Origin of the sequence: Streptomyces pactum, assembly GCF_016031615.1 — a bacterium.
Taxonomy (GTDB): domain Bacteria; phylum Actinomycetota; class Actinomycetes; order Streptomycetales; family Streptomycetaceae; genus Streptomyces; species Streptomyces pactus.
Map to the genome: position 1 here is coordinate 2840524 of NZ_JACYXC010000001.1, position 17327 is coordinate 2857850.

A 17327-nucleotide genomic window follows, 5' to 3' on the forward strand; every position below is an offset into this window, starting at 1 on the left:
TGACCCGGCCCGGACCCCGGCGGGGCCCGGTTCCGGGCCCCGGCAGTGCTCGGTTTCCGGGCCCGGCGGGGCGACGGTCCCCGCCGGGTACGCGCCCGGCGGGGCGGGTCCGCCGGATCAGTCGCCGAGGACGGGCAGCAGCCGGGGCAGGTGGCCGTCGGAGGCGAGGGCCGCCGCCTGCCGTTCGGCGGGAACCTCGCCGTAGGTGGTGGTGCGCGGCCGGGCCGGGCGGCCGGCCGCCTCGGCGATGGCGACCAGGTCGCGCACCGACCGGTAGGAGCCGTACGAGGAGCCGGCCATCCGGGAGATGGTCTCCTCCATCAGGGTGCCGCCCAGGTCGTTCGCCCCGGAGCGGAGCATCTCGGCCGCGCCCTCGGTGCCCAGCTTCACCCAGCTGGTCTGGATGTTGGGGATGTGCGGGTGGAGCAGCAGCCGGGCCATCGCGGTGACCGCCCGGTTGTCGCGGGTGGTGGGGCCCGGCCGGGCGATGCCGGCCAGGTACACCGGGGCGTTGGTGTGGATGAACGGCAGGGTGACGAACTCGGTGAAGCCGCCGGTCTCCTGATGGATGCGGGCGAGCAGCCGCAGGTGTCCCAGCCAGTGGTGCGGCTGGTCCACGTGCCCGTACATCATGGTGGAGGAGGAGCGCAGCCCCACCTCGTGCGCGGTCTTGATGACCTCGACCCAGGTGGCGGTGGGGAGTTTGCCCTTGGTGAGGACCCAGCGGACCTCGTCGTCGAGGATCTCGGCGGCGGTGCCGGGGATGGAGTCCAGCCCCGCCTCCTTCGCCGCCGTCAGCCAGTCGCGCAGCGACATCCCGGTGCGGGTGGCGCCGTTGACCACCTCCATCGGCGAGAAGGCGTGCACATGCATGCCGGGCACCCGCTGCTTCACCGCGCGGGCGATGTCGAAGTACGCGGTGCCGGGCAGGTCCGGGTGGATGCCGCCCTGCATGCACACCTCCACCGCGCCCACCTCCCACGCCTGCTCGGCGCGGTCGGCGACCTGGTCCAGGGAGAGGGTGTAGGCGTCGGCGTCGGTCCGGCGCTGGGCGAAGGCGCAGAACCGGCAGCCGGTGTAGCAGACGTTGGTGAAGTTGATGTTCCGGGTGACGATGTACGTCACCTCGTCGCCCACGGTGTCCCGGCGCACGTCGTCGGCGATGCGGCAGAGCGCGTCCAGCGCCGGGCCGTCGGCGTGCAGCAGGGCCAGCGCCTGCGGGTCGGTGAGCCGGACCGGATCGTCGGCGGCGACCTTCAGCGCCTCCCGGACGTCGGCGTCCACCCGCTCGGGCACCATCCCGGCGGCGGCGGTCTCCCGCAGCGCCGCCCAGTCCCCGTACACCTCGTCGAAGTCGTCCCGGCGGTCACCGGTGCGGCCGTCGGTGTCGATGGTGCGGTGCAGGTCGGTGCGGCCGGAGGCGGTGAACACCTCCTCCGGCTCCTGCCAGGGCCGGCCGCGCACCTCGGCGTCCTCCCGGGCCAGCCCGGTCTCCGGCTCGGCCAGCGCGGTGACGTGCGGCAGCAGCCGGGGGTCGAGCCAGGGCTCGCCGCGCCGGACGAACTCGGGGTAAATGGCGAGCCGTTCACGCAGCCGGAAGCCGGCGGCGGCGGAGTGCTCGGCGAGTTCGTCGATCCGGGGCCAGGGCCGCTCGGGGTTGACGTGGTCCGGGGTGAGCGGGGAGACGCCGCCCCAGTCGTCGATGCCGGCGCCGATCAGCCGCCCGTACTCGGCGTCCACCAGGTTCGGCGGGGCCTGGAGGCAGGCGGCCGGGCCCATGATGTGCCGGGCCACGGCGACGGTGGCCACCAGGTCGTCCAGCTCGGCGTCCGGCATGCCGCGCATCGCGGTGTCCGGCTTGGCGCGGAAGTTCTGGATGATCAGTTCCTGGATGCCGTGGTAGGCGCGGGAGATCCGGCGCAGTGCGAACAGCGACTCGGCGCGCTCCTCGTAGGTCTCGCCGATGCCGATGAGCAGGCCGCTGGTGAACGGCACCGAGCTGCGCCCGGCGTCCTCCAGGACCCGCAGCCGGACCGCGGGCTCCTTGTCCGGGGAACCGAAGTGCGGGCCGCCGGGCTCGGACCACAGCCGGGTGGCGGTGGTCTCCAGCATCATGCCCATGGAGGGCGCGACCGGCTTGAGCCGCTGGAAGTCCGTCCAGCTCATCACCCCGGGGTTGAGGTGCGGCAGCAGTCCGGTCTCCTCCAGGATGCGGATCGCCATGGCCCGTACGTAGGCGATGGTGTCGTCGTACCCTTCGGCCTCCAGCCATGCGCGCGCCTCGGGCCAGCGGTCCTCGGGCTTGTCACCGAGCGTGATGAGGGCTTCCTTGCAACCGAGTTCGGCGCCGCGCCGGGCGATGGCCAGCACCTCGTCGGGGGACATGAACATCCCGTGCCCGGCCCGCCGCAGCTTGCCGGGGACGGTGGCGAAGGTGCAGTAGTGGCACTTGTCCCGGCACAGCCGGGTGAGCGGGATGAACACGCTCTTGGAGTACGTGATGACGCCGGGGCGGCCCGCGGCCTCCAGCCCGGCGTCCCGCACCCGGGCGGCCGAGGCGGTGAGGTCCGCCAGGTCCGCGCCGCGCGCCTGGAGCAGCACCGCGGCCTCGGCGGTGTCCAGCGCGACGCCGTCCCGGGCGCGTCTGAGTGCGCGCCGCATGGCGTTGGCGGTGGGCGCGGGCGGCTGAGGTCCCTGCGGGCTGGTGGTCATCCTCCGAGGATACGAGCGTGCCGCGGGCCGCAGGCCGACCGGCGACCGGGCGGGCTGTGCGGCTTGTCACGGCCCGCTCCGGGCCCGGCCGGGAATACGCGGCGAGGGGTGCCGGTGCAGGGGGCTCGGGGGTGCGGGGGGCGGGGCTCGGGGGCGCGGGGTGGGGTGAGGGCGTGTCACCGGGGCGGGGCGGGCCCGGGCAGGGCACGTGTGCCGGGCGCGGCGGGCGTACGCGGGTGCGGCGGGCAGGGCGCGGCGGGCGTACGCGGGGCGGGGCGGGTGTTCACAGGCGGGGCGGGCGTACGCGGGTGCGGCGGGCGGGCGCGGCGGGCGTACGAAGGCGGGGTGCGCCGGGGCACGGGGCCACGAGCCGGGCGCGCGGCGCCGGGAGGGGCGCGCGGGACGCCAGGGGACGCCGGGAGGGGGCGCGCGGCGCGACGTGGCGGGAGTCGGTACGCCGGGGCGCGGGACGCTTGCCCCGGGCGGGGACGCCGCCGGGTGCGCGGGTCCGTCGGCCGGCCGTCACCGGGTTATCCACAGGCGTTCCGCTGCGCGTCGCATCGGCGTACAACGGTGTCACGCGGCACTTCCGACTCATGGGGGCACGGATGCGACGACGCGATGTACTCAGGCTCTCGGCGCTCGCCGGCGCGGCGGGCGCGCTGACGCTGGACCCGGTGACGTTCGCGCACGCCGAGGAGGCGGACCGGGAGGGCGCCGGCGACCGGGAGCAGACCCGTACCGTCACGGGCCATCTGCCCACCGGCTCCCCGGACTTCGTCTACCTCCCCGTGGAGGTGCCGCCGGGGGTCCGCGAGCTGGCCGTCTCCTACAGCTATGACAGGCCTGCCGTGCCGGCCGGCACCCAGGGCAACGCCTGCGACATCGGCATCTTCGACGAGCGCGGCACCGAGCTGGGCGGGCGCGGCTTCCGCGGCTGGTCGGGCGGCGCCCGCACCGAGTTCACCATCAGCGCGGAGTCGGCGACCCCGGCCTACCTGCCCGGCCCGGTCAACGCCGGCACCTGGCACGTGGTGCTCGGCCCGTACACCGTGGCGCCGCAGGGCCTGAACTACTCGGTGACCATCACCCTGCGCCACGGCCGGCAGGGCGTCACGCCGAAGCCGGTGTACCCGCCGGAGCGGGCCAAGGGGCGCGGCCGGGCCTGGTACCGGGGCGACAGCCACCTGCACACCGTCCACTCCGACGGCAAGCGCACCCCGGCCGAGCTGGTGGCCGCCGCCCGCGCCGCCAAGCTGGACTTCATCACCACCACCGAGCACAACACCACCTCCAGTCACGCCGCGTTCGCCGGGCTGTGGGGGGACGACCTGCTCATCCTCACCGGGGAGGAGGTCACCACCCGCAACGGCCACGTGGTGGCGATGGGCACCGACCCCGGGGTGTTCATCGACTGGCGCTACCGCGCCCGGGACAACGCCTTCGGCCGCTACGCGCGGAAGATCCGGCAGGCCGGCGGGCTGGTGATCCCGGCGCACCCGCACGGTGACTGCGTCGGCTGCAACTGGAAGTTCGGGTTCAACGACGCCGACGCGGTGGAGGTGTGGAACGGCACCTACACCCCGGACGACGAGGTGACGATCCAGGAGTGGGACAACACCCTGGTCGCCGCCGTCCGGGGGGAGCGCCGCTGGCTGCCCGCGGTGGGCCACAGCGACGCCCACCGGGAGCCGCAGGTGGTGGGCCACCCGCAGACGGTGGTGCTCGCCGACGACCTGACCCGCACCGCGATCCAGGAGGGCATCCGCGCGGGCCGGGCCTGGATCGCGGAGTCCGCCGACGTGCGGCTGTCGTTCCAGGTCGCGGGCGGGCGCGGCCGGCACGCGGGCATCGGCGGCCGGCTGCGCGTGCGCCCCGACGAGCCGGTGACGGTCCGGCTGGAGATATCCGGCGTCGGCCCGGACTGCTCGGTCCGCTTCATCACCGACCAGGGCCGGCTGTACACCACCGCCCTGCCGGCCTCCGGCGCCGGCACGGTGGAGTGGCGTACCACCGCCTCCTACGCGGCCTATGTCCGCGCGGAGGTCCGCCACGCCCCGGCGGACGGGGGCGCGTCCGGGCTACCGGGGCCCATGGCGGCCATGACGAACCCGATCTTCCTCGACGAGGAGTAGCCCGCCCCACCACCCGCCCGCCCGCGCCGCGTGCTGCGGGCCCGCCTCCACCCGAGCGGGCCGTCGCGGCGGGCGCGGTGCGCCGGGCGTCGTGCACGGGCCGTCGTCCACGGGCCCGGGCGCCGGGCCGCCCCGCCCCGGGTGGTTCCGCCCGGGGTGGTTCCGCCCGGTGCCTGGCGGTGCCGCCCCACCCCGGGGCCGCCCCGCGAACCTGCGGGGACGGCCGTCCCGGCGTCCCGGGGGCAGTCAGGCGGTGGTCGCCGGACGGCTCACCACGGCCCCGCCGACTGACGCGGCGCACGGCACCTACCCCGCGGGCGGCACCGGCCCGGCGGGTGGGACGGGTCCGGCGGCCGGTCCGGGCCCAGGGGGCGGAACCGGCTCGGCGGGCTGCTCCAGCGCGGCGGTCAGCAGAGTGCCGAGCGCCTGCTGGGACGTCTGGAGCCGGGTGATCTCCTCGGTGACCCGGTGATGTTCGCGCCGCAGGGTGGTGACCATGCCGGGGCAGCCGGAGGGGACCAGCCGCGCGTCGTCCTCGTGGACGCAGTCCAGCAGCCGGGCGATGGCGGTGGTCGGCAGTCCGGCGGCGAGCAGCGCCCGGATGCGGCGCACCGCGGCGACGTCCGGCTCGGCGTACTCCCGGTAGCCGTTGGCCAGCCGCAGCGGCCGGAGCAGCCCCTGCTCCTCGTAGTAGCGCAGCAGCCGCTTGCTGACCCCCGTCCGGCGCGCCAGCTCACCGATCCGCATGCGACCCCCTCGGCCCGAGGTTGACCTTCACACCGGTGTGACACCTTAACGTCCGGTCCGCCAGAGGTGTCCGAGCGGAGGAGTCAGTCGTGTCAGGAGCAGTCGTCATCGGTGCCGGTCCGGGAATCGGCCGGTCGGTCGCGCGCCGTTTCGCCCGCGAGGGCCTGCCGGTCGGCCTGATCGCGCGGTCCGCCGGCCCGCTGACCGAGGTGGCCGGGGAGCTGTCGGCGTTCGGGGTTCCGGTGGCGGTCCGGACCGCCGACAGCACCGACGAGTCGGCGCTGCGCGCCGCCCTGGACGCGGTGGCGGACGAGCTGGGCCCGCCGGACGTCGTGGTCTACAACGCCGCGCTCATCCGCCCGGACCGGCCCGGCGAGCTGTCGGTGCGCGGCCAGCTGGACGCCTGGGCGGTCAATGTGGTGGGAGCGCTCACCGCCGCCGCCCACGTGGCGCCGGGGATGGCACGGCGCGGCCGCGGCACGTTCCTGGTCACCGGGGGAATGCCGGAGCCGAAGCGGCAGTACGTCAGCCTGTCGCTGGGGAAGGCCGGGTTGCGGACCCTGGTGGCCCTGCTCGACCAGGAGTACGGGCCGTCCGGCGTCCACGTGGCCGGCGTCACGGTGGACGGGCCCGTCGCCCCGGGCACCGCCTTCGACCCCGACGACATCGCCGAGCACTACTGGCGGCTGCACACCCAGCCGCGCGCGCAGTGGCAGCGGGAGGTGCTGCACACCGGCTGAGCCCGGCCCCCGTACGGCCAGCACCCCCGGCGGAAGTGGGCGTACTCGGACGGACGCGGGCGTACCCAGACCGGCACGAGCGCTCGCGGCGGACGGCCGACGGACACGGACGCCCACGGCCACCGACTGACGGGCGACGGACGCGGATACCGCCGGACGGGCCGCGGACACGGATCCGACGGCCGCAGACGGACGGGCCGCAGCCGCGGATGCCGGCGGAGCGGCGACGGCCGGGAGCGGACGCCGACGGACACGACGCGCGCCCACCGGCGACGCGGGCGGGATCCGTACCCGCCCGCGTCGCCGCCCCGTCCGTACCCGCCCGCACGGCGCCGCCCCCGGCACCGTGGGGCGGTGCCGGGGGCGGGATGGCCGGTGTGGAGGCGGTGGCCGCCGGGGGCCAGGAGCCGGGCCGGTGGCCGGGCCGGTGCCGGGCTTGGAAGGCCGGTAGCCGGGGCCGGGCCGGGCCAGGCCTGGAAGGCCGGTAGCCGGGGCCGGAGGCCCGGGCCGGGCCGCGAGGGCCGGTGCCGGGACGGGCCGCGGCGGCCGGGCGCGGGGATCCGGGTCCTCGCGGCCGGCCGCCGGCCGGTCAGTCCTCGACGACCAGCGCCGGGGTGGACCGGGTGAGCACCTCGCCGCGGAAGAAGGCGGGGCTGCGGCGCTGCATCACCAGCATGATCACGCCGCCGACGGCGAGCAGTCCGACGCCGATGACGAAGACCGAGCCGACACCGAAGACGGAGCTGCCGCTGCCGTAGGCCGGGTCCCAGATGTCGATCAGGGTCTTGGTGAAGACCGCCGCGAGCAGCAGGCCGCCCAGCACCGGGATGACGCCCTTGAGGAACAGCGCCCGGGTGGAGGTGCGCAGCTCCGCGCGGAAGAACCAGGCGCAGGCGAAGGCCGTGATCGAGTAGTAGAAGCAGATCATCAGGCCCAGCGCGTAGATGGTGTCGATGAGCACGTTCTCGCTGAGGAAGGTCATCACCGCGTAGAAGGCGCCGGTGGCGATGCCGGCCGCGACGGTGGCCCGGCCGGGGGTGCGGAAGCGCGGGTTGACGCGGGAGTAGGACTCCGGCAGGGCCTGGTAGGTGCTCATCGCCAGGACGGTGCGGGCGACCGGGATGAAGGTGGTCTGCAGGCTGGCGGCGGCGGAGGCGAGGACCGCGACGAAGAGCAGGACGCCGAGGCCGGAGCCCATCACCGGGTCGGCGAGGGCGGCGAAGACGTTGTCGGAGGTCTCCGGGTTGCCCAGGCCCAGGTCCCGCTCGCCGACACCGGCGAACATCTGGGTGCCGATCGCGGTCAGCAGGTAGGAGCCGATCAGCACCACCATGGCGAGCAGCGCGGCTCGGCCGGGGGTCCGGGAGCTGCCGGCGGTCTCCTCGTTCACGGTGAGGCACGCGTCCCAGCCCCAGAACATGAAGATCGACAGCGAGAGGCCGGCAGTGAAGGTCTTGAAGGAGTCGACCGCGAAGGGGTTCAGCCAGCCCCAGGAGAAGTCGATCGAGCCGGCGAAGTCCCCGGAGCGGGCCTTGACGAGAGCCATGACCACGAAGAGGGCGAGCACCGTGAGCTGGAGGCCGACCAGGGCGTACTGCACGCCCTTGGTGGCGGTCATGCCGCGGTAGCTGATGACGGTGGCGATGGCGATGAACGCCAGGCAGGTCAGGACGTGGACGGGTTTGTTGCCGTCCAGCGCGGCGACGTCGGCACTGCCGGTCAGCTCGCCGAGCATCAGGTAGAAGTACGAGGTGGCGACGCCGGCCAGGTTCGACAGCACGATGATGGTGGCGATCACCAGGCCCCAGCCGCACATCCAGCCGATGCGGGGCCCGAACGCCTTCACCGACCAGGTGAAGGAGGTGCCGCAGTCGGGGACGGCCCGGTTCAGCTCCCGGTACGCGAAGGCGACCAGCAGCATCGGCAGGAAGCCGGCGAGGAAGATCGCCGGCATCTGGAGCCCGACCTCGCTGACGGTGGGGCCGAGGGTGGATGTCAGGCAGTAGACGGGCGCGACGGTGGAGACGCCGATGACGGCACTGCCGAGCAGTCCCACGGAATTGTTGCTGAGCCCTTTGGCCCGCAGTTCGTCATCGGCGCCGGCGACGCCGGGTATCGAGTCCCTCGTCGGGGGCCGCGCTTCCACATCAACCATGAACAGGACGTTAAATGCTGCGGTTTCCACATCCGGAACGCTCGGCTCCGCCCGGTTTCCCTTCGATCCAGCGCCCGCGATCGACAGTTGATCAAGGTTTGCGATGCGAACCGATTGATTCGCTTGCTGTTCGGAAGGAATACATCCTTCCTTCCGCGATACGAGAACCGCAGCACCGCCCGTTATGCCCGTTTCAAAAATTTCCCGTGCGGGTTCTCCGCCGTCCCCGCCCCGACCGTCCGGCCCCCTTCGGCCGCCGTACCGCCCCCCGGCCCCTCGCCCCGACCGTCCGGCCCCCCACCCGTACCGCCCCGGCCCCTCGGCCGTGCCGCCCCAGGGCGTCGGCCGGCGGCCCGGCACCGGCCCGGCACCGGCCCGGGAACGTCACGGAGCGGATACCCCCCGGCACAGCCGGCACGGGGCCGCCGCCCGCGCCGTGACCGTCCGGTCACCAGCGCATATGGTGCGCGCCGGCCGGATGACGCCGGGGGCGGGGACAAGGCAGACTGACCAGCGCAGCGAGACAGCATGCGCAGGGGGAAACCATGGCCCAGGACGACGGGCGGGGATTGGGGCTGCCGCCGCGATCGACGGTGCTCGGTGACGACGGGGGCCCGCCGGCCGGGGGCGGTCCGCTCCACGGCACCGGCGGCCTCCCGGCGGAGGACGGGCTTCCGACGGAGGACGAGCTTCCGCTGGTGGAGGCCCGCTTCGAACTCGCCCTGGAGCGGGGCGGCCATGCCCAGACGATCTCCGAGCTGACCGCCCTGACCGTCGCCCACCCCTTCCGGGAGCGGCTGCGCGAGCTGCTGATGCTCGCGCTGTACCGCAGCGGCCGGCAGGCCGAGGCGCTCGCCGTCTACGCCGACACCCGCCGGCTGCTCGCCGACGAACTGGGCACCGCGCCCGGCCCGGCGCTCACCGAGCTGCAGCACCGCGTCCGGCAGTGCGACGTCCGGCTGGCGGCCCCCACCGGCCGGGGCGCGGCCGGACCCGGGCCCGGCGCCGCGCCGGTGCGCCCGGCCCAGCTGCCCGCCCGGATCGCCGACTTCACCGGCCGCGACACGGTCGTCGCCGAGCTGCGCGAGCAGCTCGGCACCGCCCGGGAGCGGACCGGCGCGGTGGTGTCGGTGGCCGGCACCGGCGGCATCGGCAAGACCGCGCTGGCGGTCCACGTGGCGCACGCCGCCCGGGCGGACTTCCCCGACGGTCAGCTCTACGCGGACCTGCACGGCACCGCCCCCACCCCCGCCGACCCGCGGGCGGTGCTCGGCTCCTTCCTGCGGGCGCTGGGCGTGGCGGACGCGGAGATCCCCGACGGAACGCGGGAGCGCGCCGAGCTGTACCGGTCGGTGCTGGACGGACGGCGGGTGCTGGTGCTGCTGGACAACGCCCGGGACGCCGCGCAGGTCCGGCCGCTGCTGCCGGCCTCCGCGGGGTGTGCGGTGCTGGCCACCAGCCGGACCCGGATGGCGGACCTGGACGGCGCCCACCTGGTGGACCTCGACGTGCTCCGCCCGGACGAGGCATTCGGCCTCTTCGCCCAGATCGTCGGCGAGGAGCGGGCGGTGCCGGAGCGCGCCGAGACCATGGACACCGTGGGGGCGTGCGGCTTCCTGCCGCTGGCCATCCGGATCGCCGCCGCCCGGCTGGCGGCCCGCCGCACCTGGACCGTCTCGGTGCTCGCCCGCAAACTGGCCGACGAACGCCGCCGGCTGGACGAACTGCGCGCCGGCGACCTCGCCGTCAAGGCCACCTTCGAACTCGGTTACGGCCAGCTGGAACCGCAGCAGGCACGCGCCTTCCGGCTGCTCGGCCTCGCCGACGGCCCCGACATCTCCCTGCACGCCGCCGCCGCGGTGCTGGACACCGACCCGCCGGCCGCCGCGGAGCTGCTGGACGCGCTGGTGGGCAGCTCGCTGCTGGAGTCCGCGGTGCCCGGCCGCTACCGGTACCACGACCTGGTCCGGCTGTACGCCCGGGCCTGCGCCGAACACGACGAGCCCGCCGACCAGCGGGAGGCGGCGATGTCCCGGCTGCTCGACTTCTACCTCGCCACCGCCGCCCAGGCGTACGCCATGGAGCGGCCCGGGGACCGCACGGTGGAGCACCTGACGCCCACCGCGCGGCCCGGGCGGGACTTCGGCAGTCCCGCGGAGGCGGTCAACTGGCTCTTCGTGGAGGGCGACTGCCTGATCGGCTGTGCCCGGCAGGCGGTCACCGAGGGACTGCTCAGCCGCGCCGCCGACCTGCTGCTGGTGGCGCTGGACCTGGCCGAGTCGGGGGCGAAGCTGCTGCCCTACGAGAGCGCGGCGCGGGAGATCGCCGAGGCCGCACGGGCCGCCGGGAACGCCCGCGCCGAGGGCCGGGCCCGCTCCACCCTCGGCGTGGTCTGCGTCTTCAACGGCCGGTTCGAGGAGGCGGAGCGGGAGCTGCGCCGGGCGATCGAGCTGGGCCGGGCGGTCGGCGACCCGGCGCTCGCCTCCCGTCCGCTCAGCCAGCTCGGCATCATCGCCGTCTACCAGGGCCGGCACAGCGACGCCGAGGAGCACTTCGCGCGGGCGCTCGCCGCCTTCCGGGCGATGGGCGACGAGGCGGGCGAGGCGAGCGCGCTGTCCAACCTGGCCCGCGCCAAGCTCAACCTGGGCCGCACCCGGGCCGGGGTGGAACTGGCCGAGCAGTCGCTGGCCATCTACCGCCGGCTCGGCGGCTCGCTGCGGCTGGCCAACGGCATGTACGCGCTGGGCATCGCGCTGACCCGGGTGGGGCGCGCGGACGAGGCGGTCGGCCACCTCACCGAGGCGCTCGACATCTTCCGGGCCTGCCGGCAGCAGCGCTGGGAGGGAGTCACCCACTACCGGTTGGCCGAAACCCATCTGGTCGCCGGACGCCCGGCGCGCGCCGCCGAGCACGCCGAACGGTCGCTGGTGCTCGGCGGGCTGGGCGGCGCCTGGCGGCGCGGCACCATCCTCACCGTCCTGGGCCGGGCGCTGAACGCCATCGGCCAGACCGGCCGGGCCCGCGCATGCTGGTACGAAGCACTCGCCATCCACGGGCGGCTGGGGTCGGCCGAGTACGCCGAGGTACGCGAACTGCTCGACGCCCCGCCGACCGCCGACGCCCGCCCGGGCGCCTCCGGCGGCGACGTCGAGGGTTCCCAACACCCCTTATTACGCTTGATAAAAGGCACAGAACTGATAAGCCTGCATAAACCTGACGAGCCGCCAGCTGTGTGAGTTCGGACAACTCTGGCGGTGCGGCCCCTCAAGCCAGGCCCCTACTGACGCACACCCCCCGGACAAGGCAAACTGGCCGGTGCGACTGGCAGGCTCAGGCAGGGGGATACATGACCGGCGATGTGGGTCACGGGCTGCGACTGCGCTTCGCCGTGCTCGGACCGGTCCGCGCCTGGCGGGGCGAGGAGCCCCTCGGACTCGGCTCGCCCCAGCAGCGCGCGCTGCTCGCCGCCCTGCTGCTGCGCGGCGGCCGCACCGCGACCGCGCCCGAGCTGGTGGACGGTCTGTGGGGTGACAGCCCGCCGCAGGCCGCGGTGGCCGCGCTGCGCACCTACGCCTCGCGGCTGCGGAAGGTCTTCGGGCCGGACGCCGACGACCTGGTCAGCGAGTCCGGCGGGTACGCGATCCGCACCGGGCTGGGCGCCCTGGACACCGAGGTGGCCGAGCAGCTGGCGGCGGAGGCGGAGAAGGCCCGGCACTCCGGGGACCGGGAGCGCGCCCGGGACCTGCTGGCCGAGGCGCTGGCGCTGTGGGACGGCGAACCGCTCGCCGGGCTCTCCGGCCCGTACGCGGAGACCCAGCGGGCCCGGCTGGCGGAGTGGCACCTGACGCTCCTGGAGAACCGGCTCGACCTCGACCTGGAGCTGGGCAACCACGCCGAGGCGGTGTCGGAGCTGACCGCGCTCACCGCCGCCCATCCGCTCCGGGAGCGGCTGCGGGAGCTGCTGATGCTCGCGCTGTACCGCAGCGGACGGCAGGCCGAGGCGCTCGCCGTCTACGCCGACACCCGCCGGCTGCTCGCCGACGAACTGGGTGTGGACCCGTGCGCCGGGCTGTCCGAGCTCCAGCAGCGCATCCTCCAGGCGGACGCGGGGCTGGCCGCGCCGGCCGGTCCCGGCGAGGAGGCGGAGGCCTCCGGCGCGGTGTTCATACGCCCCGCCCAGCTCCCGGCGACGGTGGCGGACTTCACCGGCCGCGGCACCATCGTGGAGGAGCTGAGCGCCCAGCTGGCCACCGCCGGGAGCAGTGTGATGGCGGTGTCGGCGGTGGCCGGCATCGGCGGCGTCGGCAAGACGACGCTGGCGGTGCACGTGGCGCACGCCGCCCGCCGGTACTTCCCCGACGGGCAGCTCTACGTGGATCTGCGGGGCGCGGGCCCGTCCGCCGTCGAGCCGGAGGCGGTGCTGGGGGCCTTCCTGCGCGCCCTGGGCACCCCGGACAACGCCATCCCGGACGGGATCGAGGAGCGGGCGGCGCTGTACCGCTCGCTGCTGGACGGCCGCCGGGTGCTGGCGCTGCTGGACAACGCCCGCGACGCCGCCCAGGTCCGGCCGCTGCTGCCCGGCACCGACGGCTGCGCGACCCTGGTCACCAGCCGCAACCGCATGGTCGACCTGGAGGGCGCGCACCTGGTCGACCTCGATGTGATGAGCCCCGAGGAAGCCCTGGTGCTCTTCACCCGCATCGTGGGCGCGGAGCGGGTCGAGGCGGAGCGGGACGCGGCGATGGACGTGGTCGCCGCCTGCGGGTTCCTGCCGCTGGCCATCCGGATCGCCGCCTCCCGGCTGGCGGCCCGCCGCACCTGGTCGGTGTCGGTGCTCGCCCGCAAGCTGGCCGACGAGCGCCGCCGGCTGGACGAGCTGCGCGCCGGTGACCTCGCCGTGAAGGCCACCTTCGAGCTGGGCTACGGACAGCTGGAGCCGCAGCAGGCGCGCGCCTTCCGGCTGCTCGGCCTCGCCGACGGCCCCGACATCTCGCAGCACGCCGCCGCCGCGGTGCTGGACATGGACCCGCTGGACGCCGAGGAGCTGCTGGAGACGCTGGTGGACACCAGCCTCCTGGAGTCCGCCGCCCCCGGCCGCTACCGCTACCACGACCTGGTGCGGCTGTTCGCCCGGGTCTGCGCCGAGCGCGACGAGCGGCCGGCCGAGCGGGAGGCGGCGATGTCCCGGCTGCTCGACTTCTACCTCGCCAGCGCGGCCCGGGTGTTCGCGCTGGAGCGGCCCGGCGACCGGCTGGTGGACCACCTGGAGCCGACCGCGTACCCGGGGCTGGAGTTCGCCAACCGCAAGGAGTCGCTGGACTGGCTCTTCACCGAGGCGCACTGCCTGCTCGCCTGCGTGCAGCAGAACGCCTCCGGGCCGACCCTGCGGCGCGCGGTCGATCTGCTGCTGGCCTCCCGGGACCTGGGCGAGTCGGGCGCCAACTCCCGGCAGTACGAACTGACCGCCATCGCGGTCCGGGACGCCGCGCACGCCGCCGACGACGCCCGGGCCGAGGGGCGGGCCCGGATGCGGCTGACCCACGTGCACATGATGGCGTCCCGGTTCGAGATGGCGGACGAGGAGGCGCGGCGGGCCATGGTGCTGGCGCTCGCCGCCGGCGACCCGGTGCCGGCCTGCGAGGCGCCGAACGAGCGCGGCATCATCGCCCTGTACCAGAAGCGCTACGCCGAGGCCGAGCAGTACCTGGAGCAGGCGCTGGAGGCGTTCCGCGCCGACGACAACCTGCCGGGGGTGGCCAGCGTGCTGTGCAACACCTCCCGGACGCACGCGGCGACCGGCCGCCACGACAGCGCCATCCGGCTGGCCGCCGAGGGCACCGACATCTACCAGAGTCTCGGCCTGGCCATGCGGGTGGCCAACGGCCGCTTCGCGCTGGGCCTGGCGCTGCACCACGCCGGCCGGCAGGCGGAGGCCCTGGTCCAGCTCACCGAGGCGCTGACGCTGTTCCGGGAGAACCGGCAGCGGCTGTGGGAGGGTTCCACGCACGCCCGGCTCGCCGAGGTGCACCTGGCCGCCGGGCGCCCCGCGGAGGCCGCCACCCACGCCGAACAGGCCCTCGCCCTGCGGTTCGTGGGCGGCGAGTGGCGGCGCGGCATCGTCCTGACGGTGCTGGGCAAGGCGCTCGACGAGATCGGCCAGCCGGACCGGGCCCGTGCCTGCTGGAACGAGGCGCTCGCCATCCACCAGCGGCTGGGCGCCGCCGAGGCCGAGGAGGTCGGCCTGCTCCTCGCCCGCACCGCCGCCGTCTGACCGCCGTCCGACGGACCGGGACGCCGGTACCGGGCCGGGGGCCTCGACCGGGGTGGCCGGGGGCCGTATCGCGGGGGAGCGGGACGGACGCGGGGGGCCGGGGGCAGTACGCCCGTACCAGGCCGGACGCGGGAGCCGGGGCCCGTACGCGGGGTTTGGCGCCGGGTGCCGGCCAGGGGCGTCGGCGGCAGGTGCCGGCCGCCGGGCGGGCCCTGGGCCACCGCGGGCCGCGGGACCCGTCGGCACTCCGTTGCCGCGTTCATCAATCGTTTATCGCCGACCGGCAGTCTGGTGACAGTCGATCCGTCCCCGCGGGGGGCAGACGGGTCGGTTGTCAGGTCCGTCCCCGTCCGGGGTGCCCGGTCCTGAGAAGGCAGCCCGTCCGGCGATCCTCGGGGGAGTCGCCGGCCGGGTTGCGCCCCAGACGACAGCATGTGAGGACGTGATCCACTCATGACCCAGAAGCCCAAGGACGACGCCTACCGTCCGTTGGACAGCCACGCGGACAGCACCAACGTGGCGGTCCTGGACAGCCACGCGGACGGTATCGCGATCAAGCCGCTGGACAGCCACGCGGACGGCGCCGCCGCCGCGCCGCTGGACAGCTCCGCCGACGGCACCACCGTGACCACGATGGACAGCCACGCCGACGGCGTGGTCGTGAAGCCGCCGGCCGCCAAGGATGACCCGGCCGACGCCACTCCGCAGGACAGCCACGCGGACAGCACCACGGCGTAACGCGCGGGTCACCGCACTGCCGGGGGCTCCCACGGGGGAGAGACAGGGGACCCACGGGGGGACAACGGGGGAACGGGGAACCTCACGGGGGAATGGGGACCCTACGGGGGGAGGTGGGATCCGATGGGACGTGGATCCCACGAGGAAACGGGGGCCTCCACGGGGAGGAACGGGGACTCACGGGGGAAGCACGGGGGAACGGGGGTCACCGGGGAAACCCGGTGACCGCACGGGGGAGCAACGGGGGAGAGCACAACGGGGGAAAGCATGGGGAAATACAGGGGGAAGAAACGGGGGAAGCGGGACCGCCGGCGGTGGCGAGGAGGGGGTGCCACCGACGGCGGTTTCCGCCAACACGCGGGCGGGGACGGTCGGTTGGCCACGACGTGAATATTCACAAGTCGAAGCGGTCGAACGTTCTCTCCCATACCATTGGGTTGGTTTCGCTTAGCAAAACCAAACGTTTGCTCCCCATGGAGGAGTTGGAATGACTCGCCCGAAGAAGGTCCTGGTCACGTTCGCGTTCGCGGCCGCGGTGGCCGCCGGTACCGCGGTGCCCGCGATGGCGGACCACCACGCCACCGTCACGCCCGCGGACGCGCCCCAGGACGCCCACGCGGACTCGGTCGCGCTGGTATTCACGCCGCAGGACGCCCACGCGGACTCGTCCGACCTGGTCCTCAGCCCGGAGGACCACCACGTCTCCTGACGTGACGGCGACTCCGTGCGGGGGCCGGGCGAACACGCCCGGCCCCCGTTCGCGTTCGCGGAGTACGGAGGGAGGGTCGGCCCCGCCGCGGCGGGGCCGACCCTCCATGGGGTGAAGACACCCGCCCCGGCGTGCCGGGCCGTGCCCGTCAGTTCACCGGCATCTTGGTCGCCGAGGTGAGCGAGCAGGTGAAGTAGGTGTAGGTGTCCAGCCGGTGGTAGGCGGAGGCCGTGACGGTCTGGGAGGAGCCGGGCAGCACGGTGACGTACTGGGTGTCCGTCCCCATGTAGCTGCCGTCGGACTTCTTCGTCCACTTCACGCTCAGGGTGTAGCGGAAGCTGCGCGTGGAGTCGGTGTTGGCCACGGTGATGCTGTACCGGAGCATCCCGTCGTTCTCCCCGTAGGAGCAGTTGCTGGTGGTGGTCTCCGCCGTCGCGTCGGGGTTGTACGTGGGCGGCGCCGAGGTGGTGTACGTCGGCGCGGGCGGGGTGTAGCCGTCGGTCGGGGTGGTGCTGGGGTACCCCGACGGCAGGTCCGTCGGCAGCCCCGAGGGGAGCGCGGACGGCAGGTCGAGATCGCTCGGCAGCCCGGCCGGCGCGTCGGCGCCGCCGGCGGCGGACCCGCCGTCAGCCCCCGGGAAGCCACCGCCGCGCTTCTTGCCGCCGCACCCGGTCAGGCCGGTGACGGCGAGCAGTCCTATGACGGCAGCGGCACAGATCCGCTGATGACGGCGTTGCATGACATTACCCCCGTTGTCCAGGCAAGAACCGGCCAACCAAGATCGATTGACGCGTGCACGCCACCCTAGCAACGGGGCGAGTTACCCCAAAGTCACCTGTTCGGCACCCGGACCCGGAGTCCCCCGGTCCGCCGGTCCGCCGGGCGGACCGGGCGGAGCCTCGCAGCCGGTCCGGCCGGGCCCGGTGCCACCGGCCGCCGGCCCGCACCCGGTCCGTGCAGCAACAGACGCGCCCGCCGGGCGTTCCGGTTCCCGCCCCCCGCGACCCGTCCGGCCGGTGCTCGGGCCCGCGTCCGGCACCGGCGCGGGCCCGCCCGCGACGACCGCGGGCCCGGGACGACGGGATCACCGGCACGGCCGCCGGCGCGCCGGGGCCCCGGC

General features: G+C 74.9%; 10 protein-coding genes. 6 read left to right on the forward strand and 4 right to left on the reverse strand.

Going from position 1 to position 17327, the window contains the following annotated elements; translation table 11 throughout:
* Positions 1-117 precede the first annotated feature (117 nt).
* Complete coding sequence (locus tag IHE55_RS11045; protein ID WP_197988870.1) at positions 118-2712, reverse strand: bifunctional FO biosynthesis protein CofGH; 2595 nt, start codon at positions 2710-2712, stop codon at positions 118-120.
* Between the two features lie 608 nt (positions 2713-3320).
* On the opposite strand from IHE55_RS11045, the gene IHE55_RS11050 reads away from it, so the two are divergent.
* The gene (locus IHE55_RS11050; RefSeq protein ID WP_197988871.1) at positions 3321-4847 is read left to right on the forward strand and encodes a CehA/McbA family metallohydrolase; all 1527 of its coding nucleotides are present in this window, start codon (positions 3321-3323) and stop codon (positions 4845-4847) included.
* Positions 4848-5153: 306 nt separating this feature from the next.
* On the opposite strand, the gene IHE55_RS11055 is transcribed toward IHE55_RS11050, so the two are convergent.
* Positions 5154-5594, reverse strand: coding sequence for a MerR family transcriptional regulator (locus IHE55_RS11055; protein ID WP_197988872.1), 441 nt, complete (start codon positions 5592-5594; stop codon positions 5154-5156).
* 89 nt (positions 5595-5683) lie between these two features.
* Between IHE55_RS11055 and IHE55_RS11060 the strand changes: the two genes are divergently transcribed.
* Positions 5684-6334, forward strand: a complete 651-nt coding sequence (locus IHE55_RS11060) for an SDR family NAD(P)-dependent oxidoreductase (protein WP_197988873.1) — start codon at positions 5684-5686, stop codon at positions 6332-6334.
* Positions 6335-6923: 589 nt separating this feature from the next.
* Here the strand turns inward: IHE55_RS11060 and IHE55_RS11065 are convergent.
* The gene (locus IHE55_RS11065) at positions 6924-8489 is read right to left on the reverse strand and encodes an APC family permease (RefSeq protein WP_197988874.1); all 1566 of its coding nucleotides are present in this window, start codon (positions 8487-8489) and stop codon (positions 6924-6926) included.
* Between the two features lie 545 nt (positions 8490-9034).
* Here IHE55_RS11065 and IHE55_RS11070 point away from each other — a divergent pair.
* From IHE55_RS11070 to IHE55_RS11085, 4 genes are all read left to right on the forward strand, one after another.
* Positions 9035-11725 carry an ATP-binding protein gene (locus tag IHE55_RS11070; RefSeq protein WP_197988875.1) on the forward strand — a complete coding sequence of 897 codons (2691 nt, stop codon included), beginning with the start codon at positions 9035-9037 and terminating at the stop codon, positions 11723-11725.
* 110 nt (positions 11726-11835) lie between these two features.
* Positions 11836-14760, forward strand: coding sequence for an SARP-family global regulator AfsR (gene afsR / locus IHE55_RS11075; RefSeq protein WP_197988876.1), 2925 nt, complete (start codon positions 11836-11838; stop codon positions 14758-14760).
* 453 nt (positions 14761-15213) lie between these two features.
* Complete coding sequence (locus IHE55_RS11080) at positions 15214-15498, forward strand: hypothetical protein (RefSeq protein WP_197988877.1); 285 nt, start codon at positions 15214-15216, stop codon at positions 15496-15498.
* 487 nt (positions 15499-15985) lie between these two features.
* Positions 15986-16207, forward strand: a complete 222-nt coding sequence (locus IHE55_RS11085; RefSeq protein ID WP_197988878.1) for a hypothetical protein — start codon at positions 15986-15988, stop codon at positions 16205-16207.
* Positions 16208-16355: 148 nt separating this feature from the next.
* On the opposite strand, the gene IHE55_RS11090 is transcribed toward IHE55_RS11085, so the two are convergent.
* Entirely contained in the window at positions 16356-16946 is a 591-nt protein-coding gene (locus IHE55_RS11090) for a hypothetical protein (protein ID WP_197988879.1), read from the reverse strand.
* Positions 16947-17327: the final 381 nt, after the last annotated feature.

What these genes read in the sequence shown, in the direction of transcription:
- IHE55_RS11045 (WP_197988870.1), bottom strand. Translation starts at nt 2,712, where the DNA reads ATGACCACCAGCCCGCAGGGACCTCAGCCGCCCGCGCCCACCGCCAAC.
- IHE55_RS11050 (WP_197988871.1), top strand. Translation starts at nt 3,321, where the DNA reads ATGCGACGACGCGATGTACTCAGGCTCTCGGCGCTCGCCGGCGCGGCG.
- IHE55_RS11055 (WP_197988872.1), bottom strand. Translation starts at nt 5,594, where the DNA reads ATGCGGATCGGTGAGCTGGCGCGCCGGACGGGGGTCAGCAAGCGGCTG.
- IHE55_RS11065 (WP_197988874.1), bottom strand. Translation starts at nt 8,489, where the DNA reads ATGGTTGATGTGGAAGCGCGGCCCCCGACGAGGGACTCGATACCCGGC.
- IHE55_RS11070 (WP_197988875.1), top strand. Translation starts at nt 9,035, where the DNA reads ATGGCCCAGGACGACGGGCGGGGATTGGGGCTGCCGCCGCGATCGACG.
- afsR (WP_197988876.1), top strand. Translation starts at nt 11,836, where the DNA reads ATGACCGGCGATGTGGGTCACGGGCTGCGACTGCGCTTCGCCGTGCTC.
- IHE55_RS11080 (WP_197988877.1), top strand. Translation starts at nt 15,214, where the DNA reads ATGACCCAGAAGCCCAAGGACGACGCCTACCGTCCGTTGGACAGCCAC.
- IHE55_RS11085 (WP_197988878.1), top strand. Translation starts at nt 15,986, where the DNA reads ATGACTCGCCCGAAGAAGGTCCTGGTCACGTTCGCGTTCGCGGCCGCG.
- IHE55_RS11090 (WP_197988879.1), bottom strand. Translation starts at nt 16,946, where the DNA reads ATGCAACGCCGTCATCAGCGGATCTGTGCCGCTGCCGTCATAGGACTG.